The organism is Spirosoma litoris, from assembly GCF_054776755.1.
In genome coordinates, this window is record NZ_BAAHBI010000042.1 from 95,906 (window position 1) to 108,383 (window position 12,478).

Annotated in this window: 7 protein-coding genes; 5 read left to right on the forward strand and 2 right to left on the reverse strand. The window is 48.3% G+C overall.

All coding sequences use genetic code 11. The annotated features are described in order from the left end of the window. Positions 1-97 precede the first annotated feature (97 nt). The gene (locus ACYVGR_RS25450; protein ID WP_460962076.1) at positions 98-808 is read right to left on the reverse strand and encodes a YMGG-like glycine zipper-containing protein; all 711 of its coding nucleotides are present in this window, start codon (positions 806-808) and stop codon (positions 98-100) included. 231 nt (positions 809-1,039) lie between these two features. Next, positions 1,040-2,836, reverse strand: coding sequence for a M61 family metallopeptidase (locus ACYVGR_RS25455; RefSeq protein ID WP_460962078.1), 1,797 nt, complete (start codon positions 2,834-2,836; stop codon positions 1,040-1,042). A gap of 301 nt (positions 2,837-3,137) precedes the next feature. Between ACYVGR_RS25455 and ACYVGR_RS25460 the strand changes: the two genes are divergently transcribed. The 5 genes from ACYVGR_RS25460 to ACYVGR_RS25480 all read left to right on the forward strand — a co-directional run bounded on the left by ACYVGR_RS25460 (position 3,138) and on the right by ACYVGR_RS25480 (position 12,354). Next, positions 3,138-3,992: a DUF2911 domain-containing protein gene (locus ACYVGR_RS25460; RefSeq protein WP_460962080.1), complete on the forward strand. Its 855-nt coding sequence runs from the start codon at positions 3,138-3,140 to the stop codon at positions 3,990-3,992. Between the two features lie 503 nt (positions 3,993-4,495). Continuing rightward, positions 4,496-5,758 (forward strand): MFS transporter, encoded by a 1,263-nt coding sequence (locus tag ACYVGR_RS25465; protein ID WP_460962082.1) that lies wholly within the window; start codon positions 4,496-4,498, stop codon positions 5,756-5,758. A gap of 196 nt (positions 5,759-5,954) precedes the next feature. Then, positions 5,955-7,451: an L-fucose/L-arabinose isomerase family protein gene (locus ACYVGR_RS25470; protein ID WP_460962084.1), complete on the forward strand. Its 1,497-nt coding sequence runs from the start codon at positions 5,955-5,957 to the stop codon at positions 7,449-7,451. A 98-nt stretch (positions 7,452-7,549) separates the two neighbouring features. Next, positions 7,550-10,750 (forward strand): SusC/RagA family TonB-linked outer membrane protein, encoded by a 3,201-nt coding sequence (locus ACYVGR_RS25475; protein ID WP_460962086.1) that lies wholly within the window; start codon positions 7,550-7,552, stop codon positions 10,748-10,750. A gap of 167 nt (positions 10,751-10,917) precedes the next feature. Next, positions 10,918-12,354: a RagB/SusD family nutrient uptake outer membrane protein gene (locus ACYVGR_RS25480; protein ID WP_460962088.1), complete on the forward strand. Its 1,437-nt coding sequence runs from the start codon at positions 10,918-10,920 to the stop codon at positions 12,352-12,354. Positions 12,355-12,478 lie beyond the last annotated feature (124 nt).

Sequence of the window (12,478 nt, forward strand, 5' to 3'; positions counted from 1 at the left end):
CTCGGGGCCGCCCACGCGGTTGGTTCTATTGTACTGATAATCAAAGACGATAGAGCCCAAAGAATCTATAGAAACTAAAATGGACGAGTACTAATTGTTACCAGCTTTTCCGGCGGTATTCGGAGGTTGGATAAGGCGACAGAGGGTCACCATAGGTATCATTTGGCAGATAACCCGCTTTCAACACGTAAGAAGTTGTAGGTTGAGTCGTGTCGATCAGGCTAGCTCCCTGTGTCTGGGCAACAGCAGCAACGGCAGGCATACCTGGCTGTGCGGCTGGTGTTACAGGAGCCGTTTGTTGAGCTACAGCTCTTGCATGGGCTGCCTGATTAGCCGCAGCGCGATCGGCAGCCGCTTTCTGAGCCGCAGCCCGTTCAGCAGCGGCAATCCGGGCGGCTTCGGCTTTGTTTTTATTGTCTGTATGCTTACCGATGGCATACCCGGCAGCCCCCCCAACGACTCCACCTACCACGCCACCGACAACCCGGTTACGTTTATTGATGATGGCACCCGCAGCGGCACCCACTCCTGTACCAATGGCCGTTCCGGTTGCCTGTGGACTCCAGCGTCGTTTTGATTTTTTACCGATGGCATACCCAGCAGCACCCCCAACGACTCCACCAACCACGCCACCAACAACCCGATTACGTTTGTTGATGATAGCTCCTATGGCAGCACCGCTACCGGCACCAATAACAGCCCCATTTGTACCAGTTCCCCAGCCTTTTATAGCCTGGGCCTCAGCGTACTGACCAAGCGAAATGATTGCCAGCATTAGTAGCGTAACAATCTGATGTGTCTTTTTCATAGTTGTAATTCTTAGTAGGATAAGTTGACTTATCAATGACAATTAACGCGTTCGCCTTCGTCATTGTTTAGCATAAGACTATGATGAGAACAGATGGTTTAATGAAGATCTCTTTATTACACTTGCCTGTACGTGTTTGATTACGCAGTCAATCAGACACAAAATAGAATCGGGCTGTTCATTGGTTTAGCCAATGAACAGCCCGATTTAAGCGTTCAGCGTACTGTTAGTCTACAAGTTTTTCTGCCAGATTTCGCGGAGTTGCACTTGTTGTGGCGTGGCCTGAGGGTTTAACTCGAAAACATATTGTTTAAGCCCCTCCTTTTCCAGCATCGGGCATTTCACGGTAATATCCTGCCCGTTTCGCCGAACTGTGACTTCGTAGGTATCGCCCGGTTTCAGTTGCTTCAGGTCAGTCTGAATCTTGCCGATATTGTCCATACTCAACGGCTGACCATTGAACGAAACCCATTCATCGTTTTCCTGTAAACCAGCCTTCAACAGCGGGTCGGTTATACGCGTAAGAACAAATTTGGTACCGGTAAAAGCGGGCTTCATCCCCAACAGGGCAACTTTCTCTCCGGTGGGAATAGCTGGTGTATAGGTGATTCCCAGTTTACCATAGTAATCGCTAAAGGGCAGTGGTTCAGCCGCTTTGATATACCGATTAAAGAAATCACCAATTTCAGGATAGGTCTTTTCGGTAAAAACGGAGAAGAACTCTTTCTCCGGGAATGATTTATCCGGTCCGTAGGTAGTGGCTAGTTCATTGATAACCTCACGCAGCCCCCGCTTTCCGCCCGACAGCTCTAACAGGCGGATGTCCAGCAACCCGGCAACCAGAGCGCCACGGGCATAAATGTTTCCGTATTGACGCTGGCCTTCGTCGGTATAACACGTTAAGCCTAATTTGCTCAGGCTATAGGTTGTATCGAGGCTTTTATCGTAAGCAATTTTCTGGCTTAGTTCACCGAAATAAGTCGGCAAATCCATAATCTGACCGCGCAACTGCATGGCATCGCTGGCCCATTCGGTTACGCCTTCGTACAACCAAAGATGCTCCGAAGGTGTAGGCGTCTCGAAATTAAACTGCTGAATGATTTCGCTATGAATGTTCAGTGGCGTGACTACGTGAAAAAATTCGTGCGCAGCAATCGACGTCATCTCATCGGCTAATTTCTTCGAAAACTCTTCCTCTTTGATCACGTATTCTGAGCTATACGAATGCTCCCAGGCACCCCAGCTTTGGTCCTCAAAATGATACAGAAACGTATAACGCTTGACGGGCAGTTGCTTCAAAAACTGACCAGCCGCCGTCAACATCGACTGCATGTTGTTCAGCAATTGATCCGACTTGATTTTATCGCTTTTTGAGTAGGTGTACACATCGATCTGCGCACCCGCAACGGTTGTTGTGGCTTTCGTCAGGCGGCCCAGCAAAATGGGTGAATCCACAATCCGGTCGTAGGTGGCCGCGGTGAAATTACCCTTCGCATTTTTGTCTAGAGCTGTTCCGACAACCCAGCTAGCGGGGTAGTTTAGTTTCAATTCGATCGGTGCCGATTGCATGCCCATTGGGAAACCAAATACGCCCTGACCGTTGATCAATACGTGATCGTTCTCGATGGACGTACCGCACATATTGTACGGTTTGTGTTCATTTACAGGCGTATCCCAGGTTTCGGCAACACTGTATTGAACCGTCCGGACTTTTTCGGGTCGGTCAAATTTCCACTGGTTGGTCGATACTTGTGTTGTTTTCACTTCTTTTCCTTTGGCATCAAATGCCTTGAACGAGCGCACATACCGACCAATATCCATAACCTGATAAGTTCCCGGCGCCGTTGATGCAAACTGATACACAGCGTTATCGGCAGTTAATCCGTTCACATGTAGCGTTACTTTGAATTCGTCGTCGGCGCGGTCGTTGAGGTTCACTTCATACAGTAACGGAAGCGTTGGTTTGGCAAAGGAAAACTGAAAAAACAAGCTGGCAGAAACCAGCAGAAACAGACGTATGATCTTCATAAATTTTGGCACTACTTGAATACGAACTAGCAAGTTAATAGAATCGCGCCGTTTCATAATCAGCCACATTTCTTACGGAAATATTTGCGGATGAATGGTAAACCTTTCTAACACAGATTACTCCGCTTTATGAAAACCACGTCAATAGCAATAACCAGAACCTAATTTGACCAATGCTATCTTTTAACCATATCAACTTGGGTTAAATACTCAACGCAGAATCTTCTTATCTCGGACCTCGTGCATTAATTCGTACCTTCGCTCCGAAAACTAAATATATCCTGCACATTATTTTTCTTTCATGAAAAGCAATCTATTATCAGCTATTTCGGCAATCCTTTTGCTGACCGTAGTCTCCATCAACATCGCTACCGCACAGTTAAAAATCCCTGCTGCCAGCCCGCTCCAAACCACCAAGCAAAGTTTTGCCTTAGGCGATATCACGCTCGAATACTCACGACCCGCAACGAAAGGGCGGGCGATTTTTGGCGACCTCGTTCCGTATGGCAAAGTATGGCGCACAGGTGCCAATGCTACCTCTAAAATCACGTTTTCGAGCGACGTCAAACTGGGTGGCAAGGATGTAAAAGCGGGCACATACGGTCTGTTTACGATTCCTGGTAAAACCAGCTGGGAAGTCATGTTGTCCAAAGATTTGAACCTGGGCGCCAACGTAGCCGATTACAAACTCGATAACGAAGTGGTACGGGTTCAGGTAAAACCAACTATCCTGCCCAACAAAGTAGAGACCTTTACGATCAATATCGCCGATATTCTGGCCAGTTCAGCAACACTGGAAATCATGTGGGATAACGTCCGTGTTCCAGTGCCTATCACTGCCGACATCGATAATATCATCACTAAAAACATCGAAGCGTCGATGGCTTCGGACAAGCCAGCTTATTTTGAAGCGGCCAGCTACTACTACGAAAACAACCGGGACTTGTCGAAAGCTCTGGGTTGGGTCAATAAAGCGACGGAACAAAACCCGAAAGCTTTCTGGATTATGCTGCTGAAAGCCCGGATCGAGCTAAAGCTGAAAGACAAGAAAAATGCCATTGCCAGTGCCGAAAAAACCGTTACTCTGGCAACTGAAGCCAAAAATGGTGATTATGTGAAAATGGCCCAAGACCTGATCGCCAGCGCTAAAAAGTAACAAGCGTTAACCTTTAGTTTAACGTGAATTATGGAGGATTTACGAATAGCATCATACTAGTTTTTTGTCATCCCGACGCCAGGAGGGATCTTCGGTAAATAACCAGTTACCGAAGATCCCTCCTGGCGTCGGGATGACAAAAAATAACTTTGTAAATAACTGACAATCAGTCGGCAACTTTAGGTTTTATCCATTTTTCACGTTAGTTTAGGAGAACAAATCGTGCCCAGTAATACCGGTATTACTGGGCACGATTTGTTCCAAGTAAATGCATAATTGACAATAACCAACACATTGGCAAGTATTTACGACGTGGTGTCAGATGCACACATCCGACACCGTGAGGTTTTGAGAAACCTCGTGTATTGTTTATACCCTCACTTTTGCAACCCACCGAATCTGTAGAATTATTTCTATTTGATTAAAAAAAAGTACTATAGCTATTGACTTTAGCATACCCATACTTATATCTTTGCAAGCACTAACTTAGTGCGTTAAGTGGTATGAACAAAAATCTCCGCTGGCTAATTGTTTTCCTCCTGTTTATAGCGACTGGCTTAAGTTTTCTGGATAGGCAGGTATTATCGATTGCGATTATTAAGATTCAGCAGGAGTTTCACATCACCGATGTGGAATACGGCATGGTCAATACCAGTTTTCTGATCAGTTACGCCCTTATGTTTACGCTCGGTGGGTGGTTAATCGACCGGGTGGGCGGTAAACTAGGGCTGGCCATTTCGGTAGGTGTATGGTCGGTGGCGAATAGTCTGCATGCAGTAATGACCACCTTTTCTCAATTGCTGACTTTCCGATTCTTCCTGGGTATGGGCGAAGGTGGCTGTTTTCCCGGAGCCGCCTGGACCGTCTACCGCTGGTTCGACAAGGAAGAACGCGCGCTGGCGAATGGAATCGCTATTGGGGGTTCGGCCATTGGTGCTGTAGTTGCCCCTCCTCTAACGATCTGGTTATCTACTAATTATGGCTGGAGAGGAGGTTTTCTAATTCCCGGCTTGATTGGTATTGCCTGGGTAATCGCCTGGTTAGTAATGCCTTGGAAGAAAGAAACTATGGCCAACGTTTCTCAATTGGAAGCTGGCCCTAAAGAAACTGTCTCTTTTTTGGAATTACTCAAAAAACGGCCAACCTGGGTATTCATCATCATCCGGTTTCTGCTCGATCCGGTATTTTATTTCATGATGTTCTGGATTCCGAAGTACCTCAGCTCGGTTCGGAATGTCTCGTTCGAAGAGATTGGCAGGCTATTCTGGATACCTTTTCTTGCGTTAGGAATTGCGAATATTCTCGGCGGTTGGTTCTCAGGGCAATTGATCGCTCATCAGTATACGGTCAATAAAGCTCGAAAAACGGTAATGGGTATTGCAGCCCTGTTGACGCTTTTGGCACCAGCTATTTCGTGGGTTTCGTCGGTGGAAGTAGCCGTTGCGTTGATGGCGGTGTTCATGTTTGCGCATGGATTCTGGATCACCAATTATATAACATCCATCTCCGATATGTTTGGTCAAAAGGCGACCTCAACGGTTGTGGGGTTATCGGGTACGGCGGGGGCCGTGTCCAGTTTATTGCTCAACCCGCTGATGGGTGTGGTTATTCAACGGTATTCGTATACACCTCTCTGGATTGCCTCAGGCTTGCTTTATCCATTGGCATTTGTGTTGCTACTGGTGTTCATCCCCAGGATAAAAGCGCTGTCTCTGGGAGTAAAGCAGGAAGTAACGAATCAAGCTCTATCCATACCGATTCGCTAAATCTGACTTGACTTTACAAAACTTATTCAACTAAACCAAACCCCTATTCTTGTATGACCCCTTCAGGGTCAAATGTTTATAGGAAGATCCTTATTGCTATAAACATTTGACCCTGAAGGGGTCACACAAGGAAAACTACTATCAAAATCAACTTAGTGCACTAACTAAAATACTCAAAGACACCAACCCAATTTATATGCAAAACCAATCATTGAATGGACTAGTATTGGCGAAAGAGGGCGCCTTCGTAAAACGGAAACCAACGCGTGCCCGAATCGGGGTGTTCGGCGTAGGATATTTCAAATACTGGGGCCAGTTCGACGGATTATTAGACGATCTGTTGAAAAAACAGGCCGTATTCATCGATAAAATTGAAGCACAACACGACGTGGAGATCGTTGATTTTGGGCTTGTCGATGATGTTACAAAAGCTTACGAGCTTGTTCCTAAACTCAACGCGGCCAATCTGGACCTGATTTTTTGCGACATGCTCACCTACGCAACATCGAGCACGTTCGGCGTCATTATCAAAAGCATCGACACCCCAATTATCCTTGTGGCCCTGCAACCCGACAAGGCCATGAATTACAGTCAGGCATCGACCTATCTGCAATTGTACAACGACGACATCTGCGCTTTACCTGAGTTCGCGGGTGTAGCTGTTCGGATGGGGAAGAAAGTACCCCAAATGATTATTGGCACTTTGTACGACGATCCAGCTGCCGATGCCGAAATCAGCGAATATTGTCGGATTGCCGCTGTCTTGCATGATTTAAAAACGGCAAGAATCGGGCATATAGGCCACCCGATTGAGGCCATGCTGGACATGCATTCCGATTCGACCATGCTGACCGCCCACTTCGGTGCGCACATCGTTCAGTGCGAAGCACATGAAATTGTGAGTCAGTATCAGCAGGCTACCGAAGCCGAAATCGATGCCGTTAAAGAACGAATTCTGGATTTTTTCGATACCCCCGATCCGGTTTCCGACCCCATCTCCGAAAAGCTTCGGGATTCTGACCTACACATTGCGGCCAAAGCGGCTGTGGCGTTGGAAAAATTCATCAAAGCTAAAAAACTGGACGGGCTAGCCTATTACTACGATGGCCCGGATGACAGCGATACCCGCGTCGTTATGTCGAACCTGATTGTGGGTAACTCCCTGCTCCAGGGCGCGGGCTTCCCGATGTGTGGCGAATCGGATTTGAAAACCTGCATTGCCATGCTCATTATGGAACGCCTGGGCATCGGTGGCAGCTTCGCGGAGTTCCACCCGGTCGATTTCAAGGAAGATTTTGTTCTGGTTGGCCACGATGGTCCACATAACATCGCCATTGCTGAAGGGCAGCCGGTTCTCCGAAGTCTGAAAAAATATCATGGCAAACCCGGTTTCGGAGCGGGTGTCGAGTTCAAAATCAAGGAAGGCCCCATTACGATGTTGAGTATCAGCTCGACTTACGAAGGCAAAATGAAATTCATCATTGCCGAAGGCGAGTCGATTGCGGGACCTATTCCGCCAACCGGCAATACCAACACGCGTGGCTTTTTCAAACCGGATGTTCGCACGTTCCTGAAACGCTGGATACAGGCAGGCCCAACGCACCATTTCGCATTGGGCGTAGGCCACCACGCCGAAACGATTCAGAAAATCGCCGATTACCTGAAGATCGAATCGGTGATTATCAAGGAGTAAGCTCTAAATCAGATTCAATCGATTCTCTTGATACTATAGCATCAAAAGAATCGATTGAATCAAAAATTCATAACTACTTAAACCTTAACCAATTAATCATGAATCATTTTTTATTTCATCGGCTGCGACTCCTGGTGATTGGCAGCATGTTAAGCGTATTGTCTGTCGTGCATAGCGTGTCTGCTCAATCGACAAAAGGGTTGGTGAGTGGCAAAATCACTGCCGAGGAAGACGGTGAAGCATTGGTTGGCGCAACTGTCACCGAAAAAGGCACAACAAACGGCACAACAACCGATGTGAATGGGAACTTCAAACTGAATGTCGCGCCCAACGCTACACTGGTCGTCAGTTTTATTGGCTATGCTCCTCAGGAACTAGCCGTTAACAAGCGAACAACCTTCAACCTGTCGTTAAAAACCGATCAGCAGCAGTTACAGGATGTGGTTGTCGTTGGCTACGGTACCCAGCGCAAAAAAGACCTGACGGGTTCGATTGTCAACCTGACCAGTAAAGATCTGGTTCCTGTTCCATCCGCTACAAGTGTCGACCAAATGATGCAGGGTAAAGTGGCGGGTGTCCAGATTACCCAAACGTCGGGTGCACCGGGTGGAAACGTCAACGTAATTGTCCGGGGAATTAGCTCAATTACTGGAGGAAACTCCCCCCTGTATGTGGTCGATGGATACGCGATTGGCACGGGCGGGGGCGGCTCCGATCTAAGCAGTTTTAGTGCAAACTCCTACACCGCCAGCGGCATTGCCAGTAGCAGTTCGACCAACCGAATTAATCCACTCAGCATCATCAACCCCGCTGATATTGAGTCGATTCAGGTTTTGAAAGACGCATCGGCGACGGCTATTTATGGCTCTCGTGGTTCCAACGGCGTCATTATCATTACCACCAAACGTGGTAAGTTAGGCAAGCCAACCATTAGCTTCGAGCACTCAAGCGGCATGCAGGAACTAGCCCGAAAAATGAAGCTCCTGACACCCCGTCAATACGCGGAGTTTGTGGCCGAAGGTCGCGACAATGCCTGGGTATTTGCTGGTGGAAAAGCCTCTGACCCCAACAGCGTTCGTAGCACGGCTACGCAGGTTAAACCCGAATTTCGTAACCCATCCCAATTTGCCGATCAAGGTTACGGCACCGACTGGCAGGACGTCATCTTTCGAAAAGGCATGGTGAATAATTACCAACTGTCGGCCAGTGGGACTAGCAAGGATGTAAGCTATTATGTATCAGGTGGCTATTTCAACCAAACGGGTATCATTATTGGCTCCGACTTCAACAAATTCACACTGCGTACCAACATCGATGCCCAGCTTACCCCGTGGATGAAAATTGGGGCTTCGTTTTCGGGAGCACATTCATACGGCAATTTCGCCAGGGCGGAAGGTCACCTGCAATACCGAGGTTTGATCTCAGCAGCTCTGGCCAGCGACCCAACCATTCCGGTAACGAACCCTGACGGAACGCCTTATTCTGAATTCTCCAGCCCAACGGGTATTCCGGTCGAAAATCCGTTGGTGATTGCCGCTGAGTTTTCGGATAAGCGTAACAACACCAACGTATTCACGAACAATTACCTGCAATTTGAACTGGCACCAGGGCTGATTTTGAAAACATCGGTTGGAGTGAATTATTCCAACAACGTCACGCGCCTGTGGAAATCATCGAAAGTCGGGTTAGCCACCAGCCGGACAGGAGCCGCAACGGCAGGTTCGACTGAAATTAAGAGCCTGAACTGGCTGAACGAAAACACGCTTAACTACCGCCATAAGTTCGGTGGTAAGCATGACGTTGACGCTTTAGTGGGCTATACCATCCAGAAAAATTCGGACGAAATTTTGCAGGCAGGGGCTACGGGGTTTTCAACGGATTATGTGCCTTATCTGGCCGCTGGCACCGTTTCGACGGGCACGAATTACATCAGCGAATGGGCTATCATGTCGTGGCTGGCACGGGTGAATTACACCTATGCGGGCAAATATTTGTTGACCGCCACGATTCGGCAGGATGGTAGTTCGCGCTTTGGGGCCAAGAATCGCTGGGGTACGTTCCCATCGTTATCGGCTGCTTATCGCCTGTCGGATGAGCCGTTCATGAAATCGGCAAGTTTTATCAACGATCTGAAAATCAGAGCCAGCTTTGGTGTCGCGGGGAATAACCTGATTCCGAACTATGCCACGCAGGGCTTGCTGGGTGTAGCCCGAACGGTATCGAATGGGCAGATCGTTTCGGGTATCGTTCCAACCAGCCTAGCCAATGACCAACTGACCTGGGAGCAGTCGGTACAGAGCAATATCGGTATGGATTTGTCCCTATTCCATAATCGACTCTCGTTCACGGTCGATGCTTATCAGGCCTATAAAAAGAACCTATTGCTGAACGTAACGCTACCATCGGCTTCGGGTTTTGGCAGCTCGGTTCAGAACATTGGCGAGGTTGAAAACAAGGGGCTTGAGCTAACTATTAACTCGCAGAATATCGGCAAGGGCCCTTTTCAGTGGAACACTGATTTCAACATCAGTTGGAACCGCAATAAAGTCCTGTCGCTCAATTCCGATGCCGCCCGAATCGTCACTTCCGATTATCAGGTGGCACAGGTAGGTTCACCCATTTCCAGCTTCCGACTACTGAATATCCTGGGTATTTTCCAGACACAGGAAGAAATCAGCAAGAGCCCGCTTCAAAACCCTAGAGTCCAACCCGGTGATTATAAATACCAGGATGTAGATGGCAACGGAACAATCAATACGTCGGACAAAACTATCGTCGGTAGCCCCTGGCCAAAATTCACCTGGGGCTTGGGTAACCGATTCAGCTACAAGAATTTCGCGTTGAGCGTTAGCCTGAACGGCACTTATGGTAACCAGATTTATTTCCAGGGTGGCGAAGTAAACCTGAACGATGCCGGGGTTCAGAACCAGTTGGCAGCAATAGCTAACCGCTGGAAGTCGCCAGATAATCCGGGCGACGGTTTATATGGCCGCGCCATTCGGAATGACTATGCGTTTGGCTTCAGCGCGGGCACAACCAAATATCTGTTCGATGGTTCGTTTACCCGCATTCGGGATGTCAATTTATCCTACACCTTCCCGACAACGATGATTAACAAACTGAAACTTCAGGGGCTTTCCGTCTATGCCGATGTCACGAACCTGTACACATTCACCAAGTACCCAGGCTACGATCCCGAAGGCAGTACCGGAGGGGATAACCTGGCCAAAAGTGGCGTCGACTTTTTCTCGTACCCAAACCCACGAACGTATACGTTGGGAATGCGTGTGACTTTTTAGAAACTTTTAATACTTGTGGTTCACCTCACCCCCGGCCCCTCTCCTAAAAGAGGGGAGCAGGACCGTCCTATTTTTCACCCCTCTCCTGTTTTAGGAGAGGGGTTGGGGGTGAGGTGAATTAGCATAAATACATTAATCAACTCATTGATTATTCCCCTTTAACTGTCATGAAAAAGAAATTATTGGCCCTACTCTTTCTGACGGCCACCTTGACCTCCTGCCAGGATTTTCTGAATCTGAAACCGGCTTACCAGATTAGTGATCAGAGTTTTTATCAGAATCAAAATGATTTTGAAACGGCGCTGGTTGGCGTGTACAGCACGTTTCGGGGATTGTACAGCAGTAGCAATATCATTTATCTGGCAGAACTGACCACCGACAATACGGAAATCCAGTGGTCATCGCCATCGGCCGATGAGATGCAACTGGATCAGAATGGCGTTACGGCAACGAACGCCTTTACCAGAGCGGTCTGGAGTACCTGTTTGTACACCATCTCGCAGTCCAGCAATATTCTGAACCGGATTGACGCCGTCAACTTCGACCAGACGGCTAAGAACCGCATTAAGGGCGAAGCGCAGTTTTTACGGGCGTTCAGCTATTTTTATCTGGTACGCTTATTTGGAAATGTACCCATCGCTACCCAGACGTTCACCAGTCCAGCGCAGGTATCAGCCGCCGATTTAACGTTAAAGCCCAAAGAGGAAGCCTACAAACTTATTCTATCTGATTTAACCAGCGCCGAATCGTTATTACCAGCCGCCCTGGTTACCGATAAAACCAGAGCTTCGCAGATGACCGTGAAAGCGTTGTTGGGAAAAGTTTACCTGACACAGCAGAACTACGATCTGGCCGCTACGAAGCTCAAAGAGGTGATCGATTCCAAGCAGTATTCGCTGGTAGCCGATTATAAAACACTGTCTACCAATGGCAATACGAATCTGGCCGAAACTATTCTGGAAGTTGATTATCTATCTGGGCAAACGCTGGGCAATAACTATTCCTCGTTGTTTACCCCCGCCATCACCAGCATGGCTATCTTCCCGAACAATTCGCAGGGGGCGGGTCGTATTGTGCCTACGCTGGATTTAACCAAAGCCTACGAAGCGGATGATGTTCGCAAGGCCATATCGGTCAATGATTCGGTCACGCTCATTGGCGGCAAGCAATCGTACAGTCGCTACGGGCTAAAGTTTGTCGATTTTAAAGCCGTTGACCCCAACGACGGCAGCATCTCGTTCACGATTCTCCGGTTTGCCGACGTCTTGCTGATGTACGCCGAAGTGCTCAATGAACAAGGTAAAACAACCGATGCGTTGCCTTACATCAATCAGGTTCGTCAGCGGGCTAAATTACCCGTCCTGGCGGGCCTTACCCAGTCATCCTTACGATTGGCGTTGGAACAGGAGCGACGGGTTGAGTTGCTGTACGAAGGTCATCGCTGGTTCGATTTAGTCCGAACGGGCCGGGCGCAAACGGTCTTAAACGCCCATTATGCCAGTCAGAAACTTAGTTTTTCGGTGCAGGATTTCGAATTGGTGTTCCCAATTCCACAAGCAGAAATTGACTTGAATCCGGCACTGAAGCAGAATCCGGGATATTGATGCGTGTTACCCTCACCCCCAACCCCTCTCCCCAAAATGGGAGAGGGGAGCAGGACTGTCCTATTTTTCACCCCTCTCCTGTTTTGGGAGAGGGGCCGGGGGTGAGGGTAACTACCCCATAACT

Bases quoted from the DNA above. Each gene is read 5' to 3' on its own strand.
- ACYVGR_RS25450 (WP_460962076.1), bottom strand. From the start codon at position 808: ATGAAAAAGACACATCAGATTGTTACGCTACTAATGCTGGCAATCATT.
- ACYVGR_RS25455 (WP_460962078.1), bottom strand. From the start codon at position 2,836: ATGAAGATCATACGTCTGTTTCTGCTGGTTTCTGCCAGCTTGTTTTTT.
- ACYVGR_RS25460 (WP_460962080.1), top strand. From the start codon at position 3,138: ATGAAAAGCAATCTATTATCAGCTATTTCGGCAATCCTTTTGCTGACC.
- ACYVGR_RS25465 (WP_460962082.1), top strand. From the start codon at position 4,496: ATGAACAAAAATCTCCGCTGGCTAATTGTTTTCCTCCTGTTTATAGCG.
- ACYVGR_RS25470 (WP_460962084.1), top strand. From the start codon at position 5,955: ATGCAAAACCAATCATTGAATGGACTAGTATTGGCGAAAGAGGGCGCC.
- ACYVGR_RS25475 (WP_460962086.1), top strand. From the start codon at position 7,550: ATGAATCATTTTTTATTTCATCGGCTGCGACTCCTGGTGATTGGCAGC.
- ACYVGR_RS25480 (WP_460962088.1), top strand. From the start codon at position 10,918: ATGAAAAAGAAATTATTGGCCCTACTCTTTCTGACGGCCACCTTGACC.